Source organism: Streptomyces sp. 184 (assembly GCF_045781775.1).
Classification (GTDB): Bacteria; Actinomycetota; Actinomycetes; order Streptomycetales; family Streptomycetaceae; genus Streptomyces.
In genome coordinates, this window is sequence record NZ_CP123230.1 from 5,600,911 (window position 1) to 5,622,916 (window position 22,006).

The following is a 22,006-nucleotide window of genomic DNA, read 5'->3' on the forward strand; positions in this document are numbered from 1 at the left end:
TACGGGCGGACCCTCCGCACACGCGGCGCTCCCCGGTTCCTACCGGACCCCGGCCCCCCGCTGTTCGGACCGCTCCCCGGCCTCGTACCCCTCGGCCCCTTCGGGGCGCTCCAGCGCCACCTTCGGCAGCCTCCTGGCCAGCGGCCCGGGCAGCCACCAGGCGTGCCGGCCGAGCAACTGCATCACCGCGGGCACGATCAGGCAGCGGATCACCAGGGCGTCCAGCAGGATCGCCACCGCAAGGCCCAGGCCGAACTGCTGGAGCATGCGGCTCGGGCTCAGGATGAAGGCCGCGAACACCACGATCATGATCAGCGCCGCCGCCGTGATCACCTGCCCGGTGACGGCCAGGCCCTCGCGCACCGCGTGCGCGGCGTTCTTCGTACGCTCCCACTCCTCGTGCATCCGGGAGACGAGGAAGACCTCGTAGTCCATGGAGAGCCCGAAGACGATCGCGAAGATCATCACGGGGATGAACGCCTCGATGGGGCCGGGCTGCACGCCGAACCAGCCCTCCTGGAACACCAGCGTGATGACGCCGAGCGCGGCCCCGATGGACAGCAGGTTCAGCACGGCCGCCTTCAGGGGGATCCACAGCGAGCGGAAGACCACCATCAGCAGCAGGGTCGACAGGCCGACGACGAGGGCGACGAACAGCGGCATCCGGTCCGCGACGGTGTCGGAGAAGTCCTGGGTGCCCGCGGTGGCGCCGCCGACCAGGTACTCCGCGCCGGTCTCCGCCGTCAGCGGCGGCAGCACGTCGTCGCGCAGGTCGTGCACGAGGTCCGCGGTCGCGGCGTCCTGCGGCGCCGACTCGGGGAAGACGATGACGGTGGCGACCTCGCCGTCCTCGGACGGCATCGGCGGGGTCGTCGCGGCGACGCCGTCGGCCTGCGCGATCCGGGCCTGGGCCTGCTCCCCCGCCTCGGCGGCACCGGCCGCGCCGCCGCCCTGCGCGACGACGACGAGCGGGCCGTTGAAGCCGGGCCCGAAGCCCTCCGCGAGCAGGTCGTACGCCTGCCTGCTGGTGGTGGAGGGGGCGTCGTTCCCGGCGTCGGCGAAGCCGAGGCGCATGCCGAGCGCGGGCGCCGACAGGGCCAGCAGCGCGACCAGGGCGGCGACCAGCGCGGGCAGCGGGCGGCGCTGCACGGCGGTGGCGAGGGCGCGCCAGCGGCCGCCCTCGGTCCTGCCCTTGGCCGCCGCCTTCTCGGCGTGCTTGAGTACGTGCCGCTGGATGCGCCGGCCGAGGACGGCGAGCAGCGCGGGCAGCAGCACCAGCGAGGCGGCCATGGTGACCAGGACGGTCAGCGCCACCGCGAGCGCCACGCCCTGGAGCGAGCCGAGGCCGAGGGCGACCAGGCCGAGGAGGGCGATGATGACGGTGCAGCCGGCGAAGAAGACCGTGCGCCCGGCGGCGTCGAGCGCGATACGCGCGGCGCTGTCCCGGTCGGCGCCGCGGATCAGCTCGTGGCGGTACCGGTAGAAGATCAGCAGCGCGTAGTCGACACCCACGCCCAGGCCGACGAGCATCATGATCGGCGGGGTGAAGTCGGCGACGGTGAAGACGTGCCCGGCCAGGGTGATCAGGCCGACGGCGGTGCCGACCGCGAACAGGGCGGTGACCAGCGGGACGGCGGCGGCGACCAGCGAGCCGAAGAGCAGCACGAGGATCACCAGCGCGGCGAGCATGCCCGCACCCTCGGCGGCCCCGCCGCCCGCCTCCTCGGCGCCGCGCACGGCCTCGCCGCCCAGCTCGACCTGGAGCGCGTCGCTCCCGGCCTCCTGCGCGGTGTCGATGATCTTCTCGACGTCCGCCTTCTCTACCAGCTCCGCCTTGTCGTCCAGGGTGACGGTGGCGTACGCGACGTCGCCCTTCTCGGAGACCGCCGCCCCGCCGTCGGCGTACGGGCTGCGCACGTCCACGACGCTCGGCAGCCCCCGCACCTGCTCCAGCATGCGCTCGACGTCCTGCTCGGTGCCCGCGGCGCGCATCCCCCGCTCGTCCTTGAAGACGATCTCCACGCTGTCGCCCGCCTGTGCGGAGCCGTGCCGCTCCAGCAGGTCGGTGGCGGCCTGGGAGTCGGTGCCGGGGAGGGAGAAGTCGTTGCGCCAGTTGCCGCCGGCGGCCTGGGAGGCGGCGGTGACGCCGAGGAGTACGACGATCCAGAGCAGGATCGCGACTCTGCGACGCCGGCGGGACCAGTCGGCGAGCCGGGCGAAGAGCCCGGGGCGTACGTCGGGGGCGGTGGGCGGCGGAGCCGTCGGATGTGCGGACATGACGCCAGCGTGCCGGGCCGCCTGCGGCGGGCACGTCGGCCGGACGCGGACACCGCCCGTACCCCGCTGGTTGCGCCCTCGGCCCGCCCCGTACTACCCGGGTTGCGACCGCACCCGGAACCGGGCCCGATCCCCTAGGGGCCCACGGGCAATCCCCTACGGAACCCCCTCGTCCCCACCCCTTCGATCCCGTCGCCAAGCCCACACCGCACCATCCACCGGCACTCCCCCGCACTCCCCCGCACTCCCGCCCAAGGGTAGGTCGCCCCACCGACATCGGGGCGCGCCCGCACACCGCCGGCCCGCGCCCGCCCCCCGTCAGGGCGCCAGCCACCCCGGCCGGACCATCCCCGACTCGTACGCCAGCACCACCAACTGCGCCCGGTCCCGCACCGCCAGCTTCGTCATGATCCGGCTCACGTGCGTCTTCGCCGTCGCCGGGCTCAGCACCAGCCGCGCCGCGATCTCGTCGTTCGTCAGCCCCGCCGCCACCAGTTGCATCACCTCGGCCTCCCGCTCCGTCAGCGCGTTCAGCCGCGGGCTCGGCTCCGGCGCCTTCACCCGGCCGGCGAACTCGGCGATCAGCCGCCGCGTCACCGACGGGCTGATCAGCGCGTCGCCGCGCGCCGCCACCCGCACCGCATGGATCAGCTCCTCCGGCTCGGTGTCCTTGACCAGGAAGCCGGCGGCCCCGGCGCGCAGCGCCCCGTACACGTAGTCGTCGAGGTCGAAGGTCGTCAGGATGACGACCCGGACGTCCGCCAGCCGCTCGTCCGCGGCGATCCGCCGGGCAGCCTCCAGACCGTCGGTGCCCGGCATCCGAATGTCCATCAGTACGACGTCGGGGCGCAGTTCGCGGCACGCGGCCACCGCCTCGTCACCGTCGCTCGCCTCCCCGACCACGTCGAGGTCGTCCTCGGCCTCCAGCATCGAACGGAAGCCGGCCCGCACCAGCTTCTGGTCGTCCGCGAGCAGAATCCTGATCATGCCTGGGCGTGCTCCGTTCCGTAGGGCAGCCGGACCGTGACGACGAAACCGGCGCCGCCCGGCCGCGGCCCCGCGGCCAGCTCCCCGCCGACCGCCCGCGCCCGCTCCCGCATGCCGCCGATGCCGCTGCCGCTGCCGCCGACCGCACCGATCCCGGCCCCGGTTCCGGTCCCGGACCCGGACCCGGATACCGCGCGGGCGTCTGCGCCGGTCCCGTCGTCCTCGACCTCCAGCCGCAGCTCACGCTCACCGTAGTCCAGCCGTACGGTCACGGACGTGGCCCCCCGCGCATGCCGCGCGACGTTCGTCAGCGACTCCTGTACGACGCGGTACGCGGTCAGGTCCAGCTCCGCCGGCAGCGCCCGCTCCGCGCCCGCCACCACCGTCTCCACCCGCAGCCCCGCCGTGTCCGCCGCCCGCTCGGTCAGCTCGCCCAGGCGCGCCAGCCCGGGGGCGGGCGCCGTGGGCACCTCCTCGTCGACCTGCCGCAGCACACCCAGGGTGGTGCGCAGCTCGCGCAGCGTCTCGCGGCTGGTCTCCTTGATGGTGGCCAGGGCGTCGGCGGCGGCCGGGTCGGTGGCACCGCTCTTCTTCAGCCGGTGCAGGGCCGCGCCGGACTGGACGTTGATGAGCGAGATGTTGTGCCCGATGACGTCGTGCAACTCGCGTGCGATACGCAGCCGTTCCTCGGTCGCCCGCCGCCGCGCCTCGCCCTCGACGTGCGCCCGCCGCCCGTGCCACATCGCGCCCAGCGCCACCACGCCGACGATCCAGCCGGTCAGCATGAACAGCGCGACGCCGTTGACGTCGTCGTTGCCCGACATCGTCCCGGCGGTGGTGCCGACGACGACGAGCGCGCCCAGCGCCGCCGCCGCACGCAGCCGCCCCGCGGCGGCCACCCCGTACAGCGCGATGACCAGTACGAGGAACAGCGGCCCGTCGTACGCGCTGCTCACGTAGTAGACGCCGACGACCGGAATGATGAACGCGCCCACGGCGACGGGATGGCGGCGGGCGAAGTACAGCGCCCCGCACGCGAGCGCGATCAGCGCCCAGCCCAGCGCCGTCGTCGCCCACGACTCCCTGCGGTGCCCGACGAACGCCTGCAACGTGCCCAGCGCCACCAGCGCGCCCGTCCCGGCCGCGAGGGCGGTGTCCGCCGCACGGCCCTGGGGCAGACGGAGCTGACGTACGGGCAGGGGCATGGCCCCAGCGTACGTGCCCGGAGGCCCCGCCCAGGAGCGGCCGGCCCGCGGCCCGCAAGCCCCGCCGGTACGGCAGCACAGCGGCCGTACGGGAAGCGGAAAGCGGAAACCCGCCGCCCCCCGGAGGGGACGACGGGCTTCCGTCAGACGTACTGCTTGCTGCCCGCTACACGGTCAGCTCTGGCCACCGGCCAGCTTCTCGCGCAGCGCCGCCAGCGCCTCGTCCGAGGCCAGCGCGCCGGAGTCGTCGGCACCCTCGGAGGAGTACGAACCGCCGCCGGACGGCGCCGGCGCCGAGTCGCCCGACTCGGCCGCCGCCTGGGCGTCGGCCTCGCGGGACTTGACGACCTGCGCCTGGTGCTGCTCGAAGCGGGTGTGGGCCTCGGCGTACTGGCCCTCCCACTCCTCGCGCTGCTTCTCGTACCCGTCGAGCCACTCGTTGGTCTCCGGGTCGAAGCCCTCGGGGTAGATGTAGTTGCCCTGGTCGTCGTACGACGCGGCCATGCCGTAGAGCGTCGGGTCGAAGTCGACGGCCATCGGGTCCGGACCGAAGGTCTCGTTCGCCTGCTTCAGCGAGAGGCTGATGCGACGACGCTCCAGGTCGATGTCGATGACCTTGACGAAGATCTCGTCGCCGACCTGGACGACCTGCTCCGGGATCTCCACGTGGCGCTCGGCCAGCTCGGAGATGTGGACCAGACCCTCGATGCCCTCGTCCACCCGGACGAACGCACCGAACGGCACCAGCTTCGTGACCTTGCCGGGCACGACCTGACCGATCTGGTGCGTGCGCGCGAACTGCTGCCACGGGTCTTCCTGGGTCGCCTTCAGGGACAGCGAGACGCGCTCGCGGTCCATGTCGACGTCCAGGACCTCGACCGTGACCTCCTGGCCGACCTCGACCACCTCGGAGGGGTGGTCGATGTGCTTCCAGGACAGCTCGGACACGTGCACCAGGCCGTCCACACCGCCCAGGTCCACGAAGGCGCCGAAGTTGACGATCGAGGAGACCACACCCGATCGCACCTGGCCCTTCTGAAGGGTGGTGAGGAAGGTCTGGCGGACCTCCGACTGGGTCTGCTCGAGCCAGGCACGGCGGGACAGAACCACGTTGTTCCGGTTCTTGTCCAGCTCGATGATCTTGGCTTCGAGCTCCTTGCCGACGTAGGGCTGGAGGTCACGCACGCGGCGCATCTCGACCAGCGATGCGGGAAGGAAGCCCCGCAGGCCGATGTCGAGGATGAGACCGCCCTTGACCACCTCGATGACGGTACCGGTGACGATGCCGTCCTCTTCCTTGATCTTCTCGATGGTGCCCCACGCGCGCTCGTACTGCGCACGCTTCTTCGAGAGGATCAGCCGGCCTTCCTTGTCCTCCTTCTGAAGGACAAGGGCCTCGATCTCGTCGCCGACGGCGACGACCTCGTTCGGGTCGACGTCGTGCTTGATCGAGAGTTCCCGCGATGGGATGACACCCTCGGTCTTATAGCCGATGTCGAGCAGGACCTCGTCCCGGTCGACCTTCACGATGACGCCGTCGACGATGTCGCCGTCGTTGAAGTACTTGATCGTCTCGTCGATCGCGGCGAGGAAGGCTTCCTCGGAACCGATGTCGTTGACCGCGACCTGCACAGTGGCGGTCGCAGTGTTCTCGGTGCTGCTCGTCATGTGGGATTGGGCTCCGGTACGGGCAAGTTGAGTCGTCGTCACTCCACGCCGAGAGCCCTGTGATCGCACCGCCGAAGCCGGACAGCCTAAGAGGCGCTTTCCCGACTCCACGCTGGAAGTCCGGCAGCGCCTCGTGAACCGAGGGGACATACAACAGATGCGAGCGCGGCCTGCTCCGTCCGAGGCACGCAGGCCCGCAGCGCAACTTGTAGCATACGGGGGCAGCCGGGCATGGTCAATGCGCGAAGAGTGCACGTGGGGCATGCCGCCCCATACCCGGCAGTAGTGGCGCCCCGTCACTCTCGCGCACGGCAGGAAGAGACGGCGACGGTCCCGCCGATGGTCCACGCGTACGAAGACGAGCCCGGCGGTGCCGCTGACGCGGATGTTCCGGCAGAGGCTACCCGACGGCCGGTCCCCGCGCGGGAAACCCGGCAAGCAAGCCGCGGCTGGTGGGACCGCAACGCCGACGACTACCAGCGCGAGCACGGCGGCTTCCTCGGCGGCGCCGACGGCGCCCGCTTCGTCTGGGGCCCGGAAGGGCTGGACGAGGCCGAGGCGCGGCTGCTCGGTCCGGCCGGTTCGCTGACGGGGCGCGCGGTGCTGGAGGTGGGCGCCGGCGCGGCGCAGTGCTCGCGCTGGCTCGCGGAGCAGGGGGCGCGGCCCGTAGCGCTGGACCTCTCGCACCGCCAGTTGCAGCACGCGCGCCGCCTGGCACTCGAAGCGGCCGAGACGACCGAGGGGAACTCGGGGGCCGAAGGGAACTCGGGGGCCGAGGGGAGCGAGGGCAGCGAAGGAGCCGAGGGGGACGCGCCGTTTCCGCTGCTCCAGGCCGACGCCGCCGCGCTGCCGTTCCGCGACGAGGCGTTCGACCTGGCCTGCTCCGCGTACGGCGCCGTGCCCTTCGTCGCGAGCCCGGTCGCGGTGATGCGCGAGGTCAGGCGGGTGCTGCGGCCCGGCGGGCGCTGGGTCTTCTCCGTCACCCACCCCGTGCGCTGGGCCTTCCCGGACGAACCCGGGCCGGAGGGGCTGTCGGTCGCCGCGTCGTACTTCGACCGCACGCCCTACGTCGAGCAGGACGACGAAGGGCGCGCGGTGTACGTCGAGCACCACCGGACGCTGGGCGACCGGGTCCGCGACGTGGTCGCGGGCGGCTTCCGGCTGCTGGACCTGGTCGAGCCGGAGTGGCCGGAGTGGCACGACCAGGAGTGGGGCGGCTGGTCGCCGCTGCGGGGGCACCTGATCCCCGGCACGGCGATCTTCGTCTGCGAAGCGGCCTGAGTCCGCGCGGCGGCCCGAGGGCCCTGCGGCCGGCGGGGGTACGGGCCGTAGCACACTGGCGTCCGTGGCCCTCCGCTCCGACGCACTCGACGCCCTGCCCGTACGCCACGCGCTGCCCGCCCTGCGCGCGGCCCTCGACGGCCCCGGCGCCGCCGTGCTCGGGGCGCCGCCCGGCACCGGCAAGACCACCCTCGTGCCGCTGGCCCTCGCCGGGCTCGTCCCCGGCACCGGCGCCCCGGCCCGCCGGGTGCTCGTCGCCGAGCCCCGCCGCATGGCGGCGCGGGCCGCCGCACGCCGCATGGCGTGGCTGCTCGGCGAAGAGACCGGCGAGCGGGTCGGGTTCACCGTCCGCGGCGAGCGCCGCGCCGGGCCGCGCACCCGGGTCGAGGTCGTCACCACCGGCGTCCTCCTCCAACGCCTCCAGCGCGACCCCGAGTTGACCGGTGTGGACGCCGTACTGCTCGACGAGTGCCACGAACGGCACCTCGACGCCGACACCGCACTCGCCTTCCTCGTCGACGTACGCGCCACCCTCCGCCCCGACCTGCGGCTCGTCGCCGCCTCCGCCACCTCCGACACCGACGCCTGGGCGCGCCTCCTCACCGCGCCCGACGACACCGCCCCCGCCCCCGTCGTACGCGGCGAGGGCACGATGCACGCCGTGGCCATCGGCTACCGCCCCCCGCCCGCCGGCGTACGCCCCGCACACGGCACCCGCGTCGACCCCGCGCTGCTGGCCCACATCGCCGACGTCGTACGCGAAGGGCTGCGCAGGCCCGACGGCGACGTGCTGTGCTTCCTGCCGGGCGTCGGCGAGATCGCCCGGGTCGCCGGGCTGCTGGCCGGCGTGGACGCCGAGGTGCTGCAACTGCACGGGCAGGCGCCGGCCGAGGTGCAGAACGCCGTGCTGCGCGGCGGCGCCCCCGGCGAGCGGCGCGTGATCCTCTCGACCGCGGTGGCGGAGTCCAGCCTCACGGTGCCGGGCGTACGGATCGTCGTCGACGGCGGTCTCGCGCGCGAGCCGCGCATGGACCACGCCCGCGGCCTCGGGGCGCTCACGACCGTACGGGTCTCCGCCGCCACCGCCACGCAGCGGCTGGGCCGCGCCGGGCGCGAAGGCCCCGGGCTGGCGCTGCGCTGCTGGCCGGAGGCCGAGGACGGGCGGCTGCCGCGCTACCCCTCACCGGAGATCGCGGTCGCCGACCTGGCCGGCTTCGCCCTCCAGGCCGCCTGCTGGGGCGACCCCGACGCCACCGGCCTCGCCCTGCTCGACGCCCCGCCGCCGGGCGCGATGGCCGCGGCCCGCGACGTGCTGCGGGCGGTCGGTGCCGTCGGCACCGCCGGCCGGCCGACACCCCGCGGCACCCGCCTCGCCGGCCTCGGCCTGCACCCCCGCCTCGGCCGCGCCCTGCTCGACGCCGCCGCCGAAGCGGGCCCGCGGGCGGCGGCGGAGGCGGTGGCGCTGCTCAGCGAGGAGCCGCCGCGCGCCTACGGCGACGACCTCGCCGCCGCCTGGCGCCGCGCCCGCCGCGGCGGCGACGCCTACGCCTCCCGCTGGCGCCGCGAGGCGCAGCGCCTGCGGCGCGCCCTCGGTACGGCACCGGAGCGGCCGGAACCGCGGGGCGGGCAGCGCGACGGCGAGGCGCCGGGCGGCGAGGCGGCCGGCGGCACCGCGGCGGGACGCGACGGGGCCGGGCGCGGAGGAGGCGGCGGGGCCGGAGGCGACGGCGCGCCCCGCTCCCCGGCCCGGGAGGTCGGCGGCGCGGAGGGCAGCGCGGTGGGCAGCGGCGCGGCGGGACGCGGCGCGCTCGGGGACGACGCCGTCGCCGGGCTCGTCGCCGCACTCGCCTTCCCGGAGCGCGTCGCGCGGGGACGTGGCGAAGGGTCGTACCTCATGGCATCCGGAACCCGCGTCGAAACCGGCGCGGAATCCGCGCTGCGCGGCCAGCCCTGGCTGGCCGTCGCCGTCGCCGACCGCCCCGTGGGCGCCGCCGGCGCCCGGCTGCGGCTCGGCGCCCCCATCGGCGAGGACACCGCGCTACGCGCCGCCGAGACGCTGCTCGGCACCGAGGACGAGGTCACCTGGTCCGCCGAGCGCCGCGAGGTCGTCGCCCGCCGCGTCACCCGCCTCGGCGCCGTCGAACTCCGCGCGCGCCCGCTCCCCCGCCCCGACCCCGCCCGGCTCCGCGCCGCCCGCCTCGACGGGCTGCGCCGCGAGGGCACCTCCCTGCTGCGCTGGTCCGACAACGCCCGCGCGCTACGGCGCCGGCTGGCGTTCCTGCACCGCGCACTCGGCGAACCCTGGCCCGACGTCTCCGACGACGCCCTCCTCGCCCGCGCCGACGACTGGCTGGACGGCGACCCGCGCCGCATCGACGCCGGCCGCGTACTCCAGGGGCTCCTCCCCTGGGCCCGCGGCGAGGCCGCCCGGCTCGACGAACTCGCCCCGGAACGCATCGAGGTGCCCAGCGGCTCCCGTATCCGCGTCGACTACGACGACCCGCAGCAGCCCGTGCTCGCCGTCAAGCTCCAGGAACTCTTCGGACTCGACCGCACGCCACGGATCGCCGACGGCCGCGTACCGCTCCTGGTGCACCTGCTGTCGCCCGCCGGCCGCCCCGCCGCCGTCACCGCGGACCTGGAGTCCTTCTGGCGGCAGGGCTACCCCGCGGTCCGCGCCGAACTGCGCGGGCGCTACCCGAAGCACCCCTGGCCCGAGGACCCGGCCGCCGCCAGGCCCACCCGGCACACCACGCGCCGCACGAACACGGGCCGCTGACGACCGGCGGACGGCCGCCGACGGCCGACCGCCGACCCCTGGCCCCTGACCTCTGGCCTCTGACCGCGGCGGGTACAGACCCCTACTCGACGGTCAGCTCCAGCGTCAGCGTCACACCCTCGCTCGTGGTCAGCAGCAGCAGGTACTTCCCCGCCTCGTCGCCCGCGTGGATCGTCGGCAGCTTCACGATGCCGTCGCCGTCCGCCGTCAGGTTCAGCTTGCGGACGGGGTTGCCCTCCGCATCCGCGAAGTACGGGCCCTTGTCGTTCTGCTCGCCCGCCTCCGTGACCATCGTCGCCGTCACCGGCGCCTCCGCGCCCGGACCGCCCCGGTACGTCACCTTGGCCTCGACGGCACCGAACTCGCCGCCCGCCGCCGCCGTCAGCGCCGCGTCACCGACACGGGCCAGACCGTACGACGCCTCCACCTCGGCGGCGAAGTCCACCGGACTCACACCGCTGCCCGAGCTGGCGCGGATCGTGAAGTCCCCGGCGAGCTGGCCCGCCCTGACCACCGGCGCCGTCGCATAGCCGGAGCCGTTGGTGGTGACCGACGCGGTCTTCCCGCCGCCGGCGAAGACGGCGCCCGTCTGGCCGCGGATGCTGAACGTGACCGTCTTGCCGGAGACGCCGGCACCGCGCGAGGTCACGGCCCGCACCTTGGAGCGCTCGGCGAAGTCCGCGCCGGTGTACGCGGTCGAGGACTGCGGGCTCGCCACGCGCAGATCCGCGACGGTCGGAGCCGGCTCCTCGGGGTCGTCGTCGCCGCCGGGCGGGTCGCTGGGGGAGGGGCCCGGGTCGGGGCTGTTGTCGCCGCTGCCGGGGCCCTTGCCGTCGTCGCCGCCCTTGCCCGGCTTGTCGCTCTCCGACGGGTCCGGCGACGGGGTGGGCGTGTTGATGCCGTCGCTGCGGTCGCCCGGGTCGGCACCGGTGCCGTCGGGCACCGCGTCGGCGCCGCCCTCCTTGTAGAAGTCGTACCAGGTCAGGACGGTGCGAAGATACGACTGCGACTGGTTGTACCCGAGGATGGCGGCTTCCAGATCAGCCTGCGAGGACAGGTCGCGCCCGCCCGCGCACAGATACCGCCCGGCGGACAGCGCCGCGTCGTAGACGTTGTCCGGATCCCGCGCCCCGTCGTCGTTGCCGTCGCTGCCCCAGGTGGCCCACGTCGAGGGTATGAACTGCATGGGACCGACGGCGCGGTCGTGGGTGGTGTCCCCGTCGTACTCGCCGCCGTCGGTGTCCGTGATGTTGGCGAAGCCGTTGCCGTTCAGCACGGGGCCGAGGATGGGGCTGTTGGTCGTGCCGTTCGCCTTCACGTCACCGCCGCGGGCGTGCCCGGACTCCACCCGGCCGATGGCCGCCAGCAGCTCCCACTCCAGGTTGCACCCGGGGTTGCTGCGGGCGAGCCGGCTCTCGGCCTGCTTGTAGGCGTCGAGGACCGTCGCCGGAATACCGGACTCCGCGGCTTCGTCCTCCAACTCGTCACCGGGCGAGGGGTTGGCACTCTCCAGCGGCGGCAGGTCCGTGTAGTAGGGGGAGCCACCCGTGATCGAGTCCTCCCCGCCCCCCGGCGCCTGGTCGGGGGCGCTCTTCCCGGGGGCGTCCGGCCCCGCCGAGAGGCCCGGCGCCTGCGAGGCCGTGAGCGCCGCCATCGCGGCGGCGGCCACCGCCGCGGTCATCGCACCCTTGCGCATCCGTCGTCGCGTCGGCGCAGACATCGGCTACCCGTCCCCTCCCGTAGGTTGCAGGCTCCCCCGCACGGCAATGCTCGCGACCATACGTCAAGTTGATGCCGCGTACTACCACCTGTGGATGAACGGTGACAGCGTCCACACCCCCTCCGGACACCGGCCGCGGGAAGTCAGTACTTCGGCCCGACGTGTACGTCCATGAGCGCGACGGAAGCGCGCCTGGCGATGGAGATGTTCTTGGCCAGGCGAGTCCGCTGACCACCCGGCTTCCACTCGACCCCGACCCGGTCGAGGGTGTCGCAGAACAGCCGGATGATGTCGCTGGAGGCGTTGGTGAAGAAGTAGCGGGGGTACTCGTAGCGCTTGGCCACCCCTGCAATGGTGCGAACGGTCCAGTTGGTGATCCGGCATCCGTCGGAGTGGATCAGCCCTCGGATAAACGGCCAGGGGTGCGCGTCTACAACGGACTGCTGCCACGGCTCGAGTGCCATCGGCCGCTCGTGTTTCGGACCTGGGCCGTGCTGCGGGAGTAAGCACGGCCAGTGGGCGCTCCAACAGGTCACCGCCACACACCCCTGCCGCTGCACGCGGCCGACCCTGCCCTCGGGCAGGACTGCCCGGACGGCGTCGGCGCAGTCCTCGATGAGCCCAGGCCACGCATCCGCACAGATGATGCGCAGGGAGTAATTGTCACGGTGCTGGCGGCTGACGCACCCGTCGCCGAGGTACAGGCCGAACAAGTAGGCGTACGACTCAGGTGCCGCCGGCTGACCCGGCTGCGGCCGACAGCGCACGCACTGCCCACGTCTCGGCGCGTAAGGGAGTGGTTCGAGCCGCACGAGCCAGTTGCGGATCGCCGCCCGGGACACTCCCAGCTGTTTGCTGACCGAGTTCAGGCTTCGCCCCTCGGCAACCAGGGCTCGCGCGCGTTTGCGCGTCTCAAGGTCGTACACACGAGCGAGCCTGCCTCAGAGGCGGGCGCGGCGGGGGAAATCGTGACCTGATCACCGGATCGCATGAAGATCAAGTGCCCCGGGTGGGATTCGAACCCACGCTGTCGGTGGTTTGAGCACCGTGTCTCTGCCGCTGGACTACCGGGGCCTCCGCCTGAGGCGGCGACGCTCAGCTTACAAGAGGTGGGTACCCTCGTGGGTGCCCCTACCGCAGCCAGGCAATACACCGAGGAGCACCGTGAGCGCCCCCGAGACCCCCGAAACCCCGGAGGACGTCGTCGCCGCCAGCGCCGAAGGCGACGAGCACGTGCCGCCGCAGACCACGCGGGTCGTCATCGCCGAGGACGAGGCCCTCATCCGGCTCGATCTGAAGGAGATGCTGGAGGAGGAGGGGTACACCGTCGTCGGGGAGGCGGGGGACGGGGAGACCGCGGTGGCGCTGGCGCGGGAGCACCGGCCGGATCTGGTGATCCTGGACGTGAAGATGCCGGTGCTCGACGGGATCTCCGCCGCCGAGCGGATCGCCGCCGACTCCATCGCGCCGGTGCTGATGCTCACCGCGTTCTCCCAGCGCGAGCTGGTCGAGCGGGCGCGGGACGCCGGGGCCATGGCGTATCTGGTGAAGCCGTTCAGCAAGGGCGACGTGGTGCCGGCCATCGAGATGGCCGTCTCGCGCTACACGGAGCTGAAGACGCTGGAGAAGGAGGTCGTCGACCTCACGCAGCGGCTGGAGACGCGGAAGCTGGTGGACCGGGCGAAGAGCATCCTCCAGACCGAGTACGGGCTGTCGGAGCCGGCGGCGTTCCGGTGGATCCAGAAGACGTCGATGGACCGCCGGCTGTCGATGCAGCAGGTGGCCGAGGCGGTCATCGAGGACGATGCGGAGAAGAAGGCCAAGAAGAAGCAGGGATAGCCGCGGTGCCCGTACGGTGATGGCGTACGGCACCCGCGAACGGCAGAAGCGGCCCGCGCCCCCCTCCCCGGGGCGCGGGCCGCTTGTCTTGCGCGTGCTGCGGGTGCGCTCTCAGTCCTCGCCGAGGTACGCCTTGCGCACGGACTCGTCGTGCAGCAGTTCCTCTCCGGTGCCCGACAGGACGATCTTGCCAACCTCCATCACGTGCCCGTGGTCGGCGATGGAGAGCGCGGCCTGGGCGTTCTGCTCGACGAGCAGGATGGTGGTGCCCTGGGACTTCAGCTCCCGGATCGTCTCCATGATCTTCTGCATCATGATCGGCGAGAGGCCCATGGAGGGTTCGTCGAGCATGAGCAGCTTGGGCCGGGACATCAGTGCCCTGCCCATGGCGAGCATCTGCTGTTCGCCGCCGGACAGGGTGCCGGCGGCCTGCTTGCGCCGTTCGCCGAGGATGGGGAACAGGTCGTAGCACATCTTGATGTCCTGCTCGATGCCCGCCGTGTCCTTCCGGAGGAAGGCGCCGAGTTGGAGGTTCTCGGTGATGGTGAGGCGGGGGAAGAGCCGGCGGCCCTCCGGGGAGTGGGCCAGGCCCATGGCGACGATCTTGTGGGCGCCGACGCCGTTGAGCGGCCTGCCGTCGAAGAAGATCTTGCCGCCGGAGGGCTTCAGCAGTCCGGAGAGGGTGCGCAGGGTCGTCGTCTTGCCGGCGCCGTTGGTGCCGATGAGGGTGACGACCTCGCCGCTCTGGACGCTGAACGAGATGCCTTTGACGGCCTCGATCTTGCCGTAGGCGACCTTCAGGTCCTCGACCTGTAGTAGCGCGGTCACGCGTCGCCCTCCTTGCTCTTCTCGGGGGTGCTGCCGCTCCCGGTGTTCTTGCCGAGCGCGCTCTCGGCGGCGGTGACCTCGTCGACGGCCTCGTCCTCGGGGACGCCCTCGAAGGGTGTCCCGAGGTACGCGGCGACGACGCGGTCGTCGCTCTGCACCACTTCCGCGGTGCCCTCGACCAGTTTCTCGCCCTGGACGAGGACGGCGACGCGGTCGCAGAGTCCGAAGATGAACCGCATGTCGTGCTCGATGACGAGCACCGAGATGCCCTGCTCGCGGATCGCGAAGACCAGCTCGCGGGTGGCCCGGGTCTCCTGCGGGTTCATGCCCGCGGTCGGCTCGTCGAGGAGCAGCAGGCCGGGTTCGCTCGCCAGCGCCCGGGCGATCTCCAGCTTGCGCTGTTCGCCGTAGGGGAGGTTGCGGGCGAGGTGGTCGCGCTTGGCGGCCAGCCCGGTGAACTCCAGCAGCTCCATGGCGCGCGCTTCGGACTTCGTCTCCGCCTTCTTGAAACCGGGGCCGCGCAGCAGCGCGGACCACAGCCCTTCGCGGGTACGGGTGTGCCGGCCGACGAGGACGTTTTCCAGGACCGTCATGTTGGCGAAGAGACGGATGTTCTGGAAGGTACGGGCGACGCCCGCCTCGGTGACGCGGTGGGAGCGGTGCGGCAGGACGGTGCCCTTGTAGCGGACCGTGCCCTCGGTGGGGATGTAGAGCCCGGTCATACAGTTGAAGAAGGTGGTCTTGCCGGCGCCGTTGGGCCCGATGAGGCCGACGATCTCGCCCTGGTCGACGGTGAGGTCGACGTTGCGTACGGCGGTGAGGCCGCCGAAGCGCATGGTGACGCCGCGGGCGTCCAGGACGGTCGCGGCGCCCGCCGTTCCCTTGGCGGGGATGGTGTCGCTGGCCATCGGTGTCACACCCCCACCTTGCTGATGCCGGTATCTTCCTTGGGCACGTCGAGCTGGCCGGTGTCGTGGAACTCCAGTTGCTTCCGGCGGTCGGCGATGAGGCCCTCCGGGCGGAAACGCATGAGCAGGACGAGTGCCACGCCGAAGAGCAGCAGTTGGTATTCCTGCACGAACTGGAGCTTGGCGGGGATGAGGTAGAGCAGCGACGCGCCGATGAGCGGGCCGCTGACGGTGCCCATGCCGCCGAGGATCACGGCCGCCAGCAGGAACGCGGAGTTCGGCGGTACGGCCTCGACGAACTTGTACTGCGTGGGTGTGACGGTGTAGGTCACGTGCGCCTGCACGGTGCCCGCCATGCCGGCCAGGGTGGCGCCGAGCGCGAAGGCCAGGAGCTTGAGCCGGAAGGCGTTGATGCCCATGGCGCGGGCGGCGGTCTCGTCCTCGCGGATGGCGACCCAGGCGCGGCCGATGCGCGACTGGTCCGCGCGCCGGAAGATCGTGACGATCACGACGGTGAACAGCAGCATGAGCAGGAAGTAGTTGGAGAACCGGCCCAGCTCGGTGCCGAGGATCGTGTGTTCCTCGCCGAGGTTGAAGCCGAAGAGTTCCAGCTCGGGGATGTTCGGGATGCCGTTGGGCCCGTTGGTGACGTCGGGACCGGAGTCGCCGTCGAGGTTCTGTACGCCGATGCGGAAGATCTCGCCGAACCCGAGGGTGACGATGGCGAGGTAGTCGCCGCGTAGCCGCAGGGTCGGGGCGCCGATGAGCACGCCGAAGACGAGCGACGCGGCGGCGCCGGTGAGCACGGCCGCCCAGAACGGGAAGGTGACCCCGATGCTGGAGGTGGGTGCGCCGGAGACCAGGGCCGCGGTGTAGGCGCCGACGCCGAGGAAGGCGACGTAGCCGAGGTCGAGGAGGCCCGCGAGGCCGACGACGACGTTGAGGCCGAGCGCGACGGTGGCGAAGATGAGGATGTTCGTACCGATGCTGGCGTACGCGTCGTTGCTCTGGGTGAACGGGAAGGCGAACGCGGCGACGAAGGCCGCGGTCACGGTCACGTTCTTGTGCTTGGCGGTGAGCTGGCCCAGCCGCCGGGTGAGGCCCGCGCGGCCCACGGCGGGGAACGCGAAGGAGACGAGCACCATGTAGCCGATGAAGAGTTCGGCGTAGTCGGTGTCGATGCCGAAGGTGAAGATGTACAGGCCGAGGGCGAAGGAGGCGGAGATGATGAGGATCTCCGCCCAGCCGGGCAGGTCCCGCAGCCGCTCCGGGACGGGCGCCTTCAGCGAGTGCACCAGTTGGGCCCACGGGTTGGCCGGGGGGTTCTCGGCGTCCGGGGGGAGGTCGAACGGCAGCCCGAGGGCGCCGACGGCGCCGATCAGGGCCATGGCGACGGCGATGTAGCCGCCGGGGTCGACGTTGACCAGGCCGCCGAGGTTCTTGACGATGGCGCCGACGGTGTAGCCGGTGACGCCGAGGGTGCCGAGCGCGAGCAGCCGGACGGCGCTGTTGGCGCCGCCGGGGGTGAGCCAGCGCAGCCCGCGCACGCCGCTAGCGGAGAGCAGGAACAGCAGGGTGAGCAGTGCGCCGCTGAGCGTGAGGAGCTGGAGACCGCCGGGGTATCCGTAGACGGTCAGGTTGCCCGGGAACTCCTCGGTGTAGGTCCACGAGAGGAAGGTGGAGATGAAGGTGCCGACGGTGCCGCCGTAGGCGAGCAGCCGGGCGGTGCCCGGCGACAGGGGCAGCGCGCCGCCCGCGGGGGCGGTGGCGGATGCGGTGTCTTTCTCAAGGGTGGTCATCGCTATCACGCCCGATCCGCGACGCGTTCGCCCAGCAGGCCCTGTGGCCGCAAGAGCAGTACGAGAATGAGCAGGACGAACGCCCAGACGTCCTTCCAGGCACCGCCGCCGAGCTGCTCCATGCCGGGGATGTCGGCGATGTAGGCGGTGGCCATGGCCTCGGAGAGACCGAGGACTACGCCGCCGATCATGGCGCCGTAGATGTTGCCGATGCCGCCGAGTACGGCGGCGGTGAAGGCTTTGAGGCCCGCGATGAAGCCCATCTTGAAGTTGACCTCGCCGTAGCGCAGGCCGTGGGCGATGGCCGCGATGGCCGCGAAGGCGGCGCCGATGGCGAAGGCCATGACGATGATGCGGTCGGTGTTGATGCCCATGAGCTTGGCCGTGTCCGGGTCCTGCGACGTGGCCTGCATGGCGCGGCCGGTGCGGGTCTTGGAGACGAAGAAGCCGAGGGCGATCATGCAGACGGGGGCGGCGATGAGCAGGTACAGCTCGCCGCGTTCGATGGTGAACGCGCCGAAGTCGATGCGCGGGCCGGAGAACTCGGGGAAGGGCCGCGACTTCGTGGCCTCGGGGTACCAGGCCCAGATGGCCTGCTGGAGGGCGATGGACAGGCCGATCGCGGTGATGAGCGGGGCGAGGCGGGGTGCGCCGCGCAGTGGCCGGTAGGCGAAGCGCTCGGCGCCTACGCCGACGAGCACGGAACAGATGACGGCCATGAGGATCATCAGCGGCAGGGCGACGAGCAGGCTGGTGCCGTTGGGCATCCACAACCACATCGTCAGGGCGCCGAAGCCGCCGATCATGAATATCTCGCCGTGGGCGAAGTTGATGAGCTGGACGATGCCGTACACCATCGTGTAGCCGATGGCTATGAGCCCGTACAAGGCGCCGAGTAGCAGGCCGTTGGCAAGTTGCTGCGGCAGATCGTTCACCGCTGGGCCTCCGAGTGGGTGTCAGATATGGCCGCGCGGGGGGCGCTGTGTGCGCCCCCCGCGCCGCGTGCGGTCTGTGTGATCGATGGGCGGTGGTGGTCGCCCTGGTCAGCCTTCGAATTCGCCGCTGGTCAGCGGCACGTGCTCGCCGTCCTTGACCTCGTACAGCGAAAGCTGCTTGTTGGTCGTGTCGCCGAACTCGTCGAAGCCGACGGTGCCGGTCACTCCCTCGAAGGAAACGTCCTTCATGGCCTCGGTGACGGCCAGGCGCGCCTCGTCCGTGTCACCGGGCAGCTCGCCGTCGTTCTCGTCGACGACGGCCTTCACGGCCTGGATGATGGCCCAGGTGGAGTCGTAGGAGTAGCCGCCGTACGCCTCGTAGGCGTCCTCGTAGCCGGCCGCCTCGTAGTTCTTGATGAACTCCTTGGCGGTGTCCAGCTCGGTCAGCGGCGCGCCGACGGAGCTGGCCATGTCGCCCTCGGCGTTCTCCTTGGCCAGGGCCACGTACTCGGCGCTGAAGAGCGCGTCGCCGCCGACGGTCGGGATCTTGGCCCCGGCCTTCTTGACCTGGGCGGCCAGCGGGGCGCCGGCCGGGTACTCGCCGCCGTAGTAGACGAAGTCGGCGCCCGAGTTCTTGACCTTCGTGGCGATGGCCGCGAAGTCCTTGTCGTCGGGGTTGACGTGGTCGGTCCCGACGACCTTGCCGCCGAGCTTCTCGAACTCGTCGGCGAAGGTGCCGGCGAGGCCGGCGCCGTAGGTCTTCTTGTCGTCGATGACGAAGACCTTCTTCAGCTTCTTCTCGTTGAAGAGGTACTGCGCCGCGTACGGGCCCTGGATCGCGTCGGTGGTGGACACGCGGAAGTACGTGTCGAACGGCCGCGTCTTCTCGCCGGACTGCCACTCCTCGCCCTGGGTCAGGGCGGGGTTGGTGTTGGCGGGCGAGACCTGGACCAGGTCGGCGTCTGCGAAGACCTTCTGCATGGACTGGCCGACGTCGGAGTTCAGCGGGCCGACGGCGCCCATGACGTCTTCGTTGCCGACGAGCTTGGTGGCGTTCTGCTGGCCCTGCTGGGCCTGGGCCACGTCGTCGAGGGGCTCGAGCTCGAACGTGACGCCCTTGACCTCCTCGTTCTCGTTGGCCGTCTTCACGGCGAGCTCGGCGGAGTTCTGGATGCCGATGCCCAGGGCCGAGAGGTCGCCGGTCAGCGGGGCGTCGAGGCCGATAACGACGGTCGTTCCGTCGCCACCGCCCCCGCCTTCGCTGTCGTCGTCGCGGGAACCGCAGGCAGACAGCGTGAGAGCCCCTGCGGTGACCGCAGTGGTGAGTATGAGCAAGGAACGGTGACGCACGATCAGTCCTTTCCCCTGGCGCGGCCTCGACTGCGCAGAGTGGGCCGGTGCACGCGGCAGGCGTCGGAAGGTGACCTGCTGCGCGGTGACTGGGCGTGACTCTAAGCCGCCCCGGGTCGAGGGGGCAGAGGGGCAGGCAATGCTGTGACTCTCTTGTTATGACCCTTACACACGGCTTCCGTGTCGGCGGGGGTGATCTGTGCCGGATCCACGGAGTCCGGACGCCCGAACGGGCGCGAAGCCGCTGCTGATGTCCTATGTGCCGGAAGCGGCCCGCGGGGTGGGTTCGCATATCGTACGCAGCGCCCGGGACAGTTCCGCGGCGTAGGTGCCGCCGAGGATGGAGCTGTAGTCCTGTATTGCGCGCTTGTTACGCAGCGTTACACGCAGGGAGGGCAGGCTCGCGTCGAGGGGGAGGCCGGCGCACCGGACGACGGCGAACCTGACGGCGACCCGGGTGGGTTGGCCTTCGGGCAGGAGCAGCGGCAGCGAAGGCCGGACTGACAGCTTCAGACCGCCGTACCCCTGGGTGATCTTCTCCAGGGAGGCGCCGGTGTCCGAGGTGGCGGTGAGCTGGGCGTCAAAAGTGGTATCGCCTGCTTTGGGGGTTTCTATCCCGAGAAAGGCGAAGTCGGTCGACTGAATCGGGTACGGCACGGGCGGGGCCGGCTCCGGCTCCGGCCGTGTGGCCAGCAGGTATGTGCCGAGAACGGCCAGCGCGGCGAGGCCGGCGCCGGCGACGGCGAGCCGGCGGGAGCGGGGCGGCAGCGCGGTCCAGCGCTCGCCGAGGCGCGGTCCGGCGGAGCCGCCGCCGAGGACCTCCGCGGGCGGGCCGGGGTCCGGCTCGGGGCCGGGGTCGGGCCGGGTGGGCGCGGTCATGGCGGACAGGGTAAGGGCGTACGCCCGCCGAGCGCAGCGGGCCGTACCCCTCTTCGTCCGACTACCGAACGTACGCGACGGCGGCGGGAGTCGGGCTGCGCGCCCGCTCCCGCCGCCGTCGCCGTACGCGGCCCGGGGCCGGCCGACGGGACGCCGTCAGCGTCCCGTCGGGCCGGCGGCCGGGCCGAGTGCGGTCAGAAGTCCCACTCCGCGTCGTTGAGTTCGGCCCGCTTCGCGCTGTCCGCACCGGCGAACGCGGCGCCCGCCATGCCGGCGGCCAGGGTGGAGCCGTCGGCCGGGTCGATCAGCAGGAACGAGCCGGTGCGCCGGCAGTCGCCGTAGGCGTCCATCGGCAGCGGCTCCGAGGTGCGGAGCACGACGCGGCCGATGTCGTTGACCTCCAGGGCCCCCGGGGAGGGGTGGTGGGAGAGGTCGTCGAGCGTGAGCCGGTCGGGGATCTGCTTGACGATCGCCTTGACGGTCCGGGTGGTGTGCTTGAGCAGCACCCGGGCGCCGGGGGTGAGCGGCGTGTCGTGCAGGTGGCAGACGGTGGCCTGGATGTCCTGCGTGGCCCCGGGCGCCTGCTCGGTGGGGGCGATCATGTCGCCGCGGGAGATGTCGATGTCGTCGGCGAGCCGGATGGTGACCGACTGCGGCGCCCACGCGGCGTCGACGCTCTCGCCCAGCACGTCGATGGCGGCGACGCTGGAGGTGTGGCCCGAGGGCAGCACGGTGACGGGCTGGCCGACCTGGAAGATGCCGGAGGCGATCTTCCCGGCGTAGCCGCGGTAGTCGCGGTGCTCCGGGGTCTGGGGGCGGATCACGTACTGCACGGGGAAGCGGGTCACGCGGCCGCGCGGGTCGTGGTCGATCTGTACGGTCTCCAGGTGCTCCAGCACCGTGGGGCCCGCGTACCAGTCCATCACGGCCGACGGGGTGACGACGTTGTCGCCCTCCAGCGCCGAGATGGGGATGGTGGTCACGGCGGGCACGCCGAGGGCCTTGGCGTACTCGGTGAACTCGGCGGCGATCGCGGCGAAGACGTCCTCCGCGTAGCCGACGAGGTCCATCTTGTTGACGGCCATGACCACGTGCGGCACCCGCAGCAGCGCGGCGACCGCGGCGTGCCGGCGGGTCTGCTCGACGACGCCGTGCCGGGCGTCCACGAGGATCACCGCCAGCTCGGCGGTGGAGGCGCCGGTGACCATGTTGCGGGTGTACTGCACGTGGCCGGGGGTGTCGGCGAGGATGAAGCGGCGCCGGGGGGTGGCGAAGTAGCGGTACGCCACGTCGATGGTGATGCCCTGCTCGCGCTCGGCGCGCAGGCCGTCGGTGAGCAGCGCCAGGTCGGGGGCGTCCTGCCCGCGGCTGGCGGAGGCGCGCTCGACGGCCTCCAACTGGTCGGCGAGGACCGACTTGGAGTCGTGCAGCAGCCGGCCGACGAGGGTGGACTTGCCGTCGTCGACGCTGCCCGCGGTGGCGAAGCGCAGCAGGGAGACCTCGGCGAGCGCGGCCGGCTCCGTGGAGGTGGCGGGTGGGTTCACGGTCATG

The 22,006-nt window shown here is 72.3% G+C and carries 16 protein-coding genes and 1 tRNA gene; 3 read left to right on the forward strand and 14 right to left on the reverse strand.

The window, feature by feature from the left end; all coding sequences use genetic code 11:
* Positions 1-39: 39 nt before the first annotated feature.
* From QBL21_RS23755 to rpsA, 4 genes are all read right to left on the reverse strand, one after another.
* Positions 40-2,277, reverse strand: coding sequence for an MMPL family transporter (locus QBL21_RS23755; RefSeq protein ID WP_407564243.1), 2,238 nt, complete (start codon positions 2,275-2,277; stop codon positions 40-42).
* 318 nt (positions 2,278-2,595) lie between these two features.
* On the reverse strand, positions 2,596-3,264 hold the full coding sequence (locus QBL21_RS23760; protein ID WP_407564244.1) for a response regulator: 669 nt from the start codon (positions 3,262-3,264) through the stop codon (positions 2,596-2,598).
* Entirely contained in the window at positions 3,261-4,469 is a 1,209-nt protein-coding gene (locus QBL21_RS23765) for a sensor histidine kinase (RefSeq protein ID WP_407564245.1), read from the reverse strand. Before QBL21_RS23765 ends, QBL21_RS23760 begins: the two co-directional genes overlap by 4 nt.
* A gap of 174 nt (positions 4,470-4,643) precedes the next feature.
* On the reverse strand, positions 4,644-6,137 hold the full coding sequence (gene rpsA / locus QBL21_RS23770; RefSeq protein WP_407564246.1) for a 30S ribosomal protein S1: 1,494 nt from the start codon (positions 6,135-6,137) through the stop codon (positions 4,644-4,646).
* Between the two features lie 339 nt (positions 6,138-6,476).
* On the opposite strand from rpsA, the gene QBL21_RS23775 reads away from it, so the two are divergent.
* Positions 6,477-7,418, forward strand: a complete 942-nt coding sequence (locus tag QBL21_RS23775) for a class I SAM-dependent methyltransferase (RefSeq protein ID WP_407564247.1) — start codon at positions 6,477-6,479, stop codon at positions 7,416-7,418.
* A 64-nt stretch (positions 7,419-7,482) separates the two neighbouring features.
* Positions 7,483-10,197, forward strand: coding sequence for an ATP-dependent RNA helicase (locus tag QBL21_RS23780; protein WP_407564248.1), 2,715 nt, complete (start codon positions 7,483-7,485; stop codon positions 10,195-10,197).
* An 82-nt stretch (positions 10,198-10,279) separates the two neighbouring features.
* On the opposite strand, the gene QBL21_RS23785 is transcribed toward QBL21_RS23780, so the two are convergent.
* The 3 genes from QBL21_RS23785 to QBL21_RS23795 form a co-directional block, all read right to left on the reverse strand.
* On the reverse strand, positions 10,280-11,677 hold the full coding sequence (locus QBL21_RS23785; RefSeq protein ID WP_407566534.1) for a lytic transglycosylase domain-containing protein: 1,398 nt from the start codon (positions 11,675-11,677) through the stop codon (positions 10,280-10,282).
* Between the two features lie 383 nt (positions 11,678-12,060).
* Complete coding sequence (locus QBL21_RS23790) at positions 12,061-12,843, reverse strand: transcriptional regulator (protein ID WP_407564249.1); 783 nt, start codon at positions 12,841-12,843, stop codon at positions 12,061-12,063.
* Between the two features lie 75 nt (positions 12,844-12,918).
* Positions 12,919-12,991: transfer RNA gene (locus tag QBL21_RS23795), tRNA-Leu, on the reverse strand.
* Positions 12,992-13,081: 90 nt separating this feature from the next.
* Here QBL21_RS23795 and QBL21_RS23800 point away from each other — a divergent pair.
* Entirely contained in the window at positions 13,082-13,756 is a 675-nt protein-coding gene (locus QBL21_RS23800; protein WP_407564250.1) for an ANTAR domain-containing response regulator, read from the forward strand.
* Between the two features lie 111 nt (positions 13,757-13,867).
* On the opposite strand, the gene QBL21_RS23805 is transcribed toward QBL21_RS23800, so the two are convergent.
* The 7 genes from QBL21_RS23805 to QBL21_RS23835 all read right to left on the reverse strand — a co-directional run bounded on the left by QBL21_RS23805 (position 13,868) and on the right by QBL21_RS23835 (position 22,005).
* Positions 13,868-14,584: an ABC transporter ATP-binding protein gene (locus QBL21_RS23805; RefSeq protein WP_407564251.1), complete on the reverse strand. Its 717-nt coding sequence runs from the start codon at positions 14,582-14,584 to the stop codon at positions 13,868-13,870.
* Positions 14,581-15,492 carry an ABC transporter ATP-binding protein gene (locus QBL21_RS23810; RefSeq protein ID WP_407564252.1) on the reverse strand — a complete coding sequence of 304 codons (912 nt, stop codon included), beginning with the start codon at positions 15,490-15,492 and terminating at the stop codon, positions 14,581-14,583. Before QBL21_RS23810 ends, QBL21_RS23805 begins: the two co-directional genes overlap by 4 nt.
* Positions 15,493-15,497: 5 nt before the next feature.
* Entirely contained in the window at positions 15,498-17,291 is a 1,794-nt protein-coding gene (locus QBL21_RS23815) for a branched-chain amino acid ABC transporter permease (RefSeq protein ID WP_407564253.1), read from the reverse strand.
* Between the two features lie 5 nt (positions 17,292-17,296).
* Positions 17,297-18,226: a branched-chain amino acid ABC transporter permease gene (locus tag QBL21_RS23820; RefSeq protein WP_101425117.1), complete on the reverse strand. Its 930-nt coding sequence runs from the start codon at positions 18,224-18,226 to the stop codon at positions 17,297-17,299.
* Positions 18,227-18,334: 108 nt separating this feature from the next.
* Positions 18,335-19,576, reverse strand: a complete 1,242-nt coding sequence (locus QBL21_RS23825; RefSeq protein ID WP_407564254.1) for a branched-chain amino acid ABC transporter substrate-binding protein — start codon at positions 19,574-19,576, stop codon at positions 18,335-18,337.
* Between the two features lie 255 nt (positions 19,577-19,831).
* Positions 19,832-20,455: a hypothetical protein gene (locus QBL21_RS23830; RefSeq protein ID WP_407564255.1), complete on the reverse strand. Its 624-nt coding sequence runs from the start codon at positions 20,453-20,455 to the stop codon at positions 19,832-19,834.
* Positions 20,456-20,649: 194 nt separating this feature from the next.
* A complete protein-coding gene (locus tag QBL21_RS23835; RefSeq protein ID WP_407564256.1) occupies positions 20,650-22,005 on the reverse strand; it encodes a sulfate adenylyltransferase subunit 1 in 1,356 nt (451 codons plus the stop codon).
* Position 22,006: the final 1 nt, after the last annotated feature.

Bases quoted from the DNA above. Each gene is read 5' to 3' on its own strand.
- QBL21_RS23830 (WP_407564255.1), bottom strand. From the start codon at position 20,455: ATGACCGCGCCCACCCGGCCCGACCCCGGCCCCGAGCCGGACCCCGGC.
- QBL21_RS23815 (WP_407564253.1), bottom strand. From the start codon at position 17,291: ATGACCACCCTTGAGAAAGACACCGCATCCGCCACCGCCCCCGCGGGC.
- rpsA (WP_407564246.1), bottom strand. From the start codon at position 6,137: ATGACGAGCAGCACCGAGAACACTGCGACCGCCACTGTGCAGGTCGCG.
- QBL21_RS23775 (WP_407564247.1), top strand. From the start codon at position 6,477: ATGGTCCACGCGTACGAAGACGAGCCCGGCGGTGCCGCTGACGCGGAT.
- QBL21_RS23755 (WP_407564243.1), bottom strand. From the start codon at position 2,277: ATGTCCGCACATCCGACGGCTCCGCCGCCCACCGCCCCCGACGTACGC.
- QBL21_RS23760 (WP_407564244.1), bottom strand. From the start codon at position 3,264: ATGATCAGGATTCTGCTCGCGGACGACCAGAAGCTGGTGCGGGCCGGC.
- QBL21_RS23835 (WP_407564256.1), bottom strand. From the start codon at position 22,005: ATGACCGTGAACCCACCCGCCACCTCCACGGAGCCGGCCGCGCTCGCC.
- QBL21_RS23765 (WP_407564245.1), bottom strand. From the start codon at position 4,469: ATGCCCCTGCCCGTACGTCAGCTCCGTCTGCCCCAGGGCCGTGCGGCG.
- QBL21_RS23810 (WP_407564252.1), bottom strand. From the start codon at position 15,492: ATGGCCAGCGACACCATCCCCGCCAAGGGAACGGCGGGCGCCGCGACC.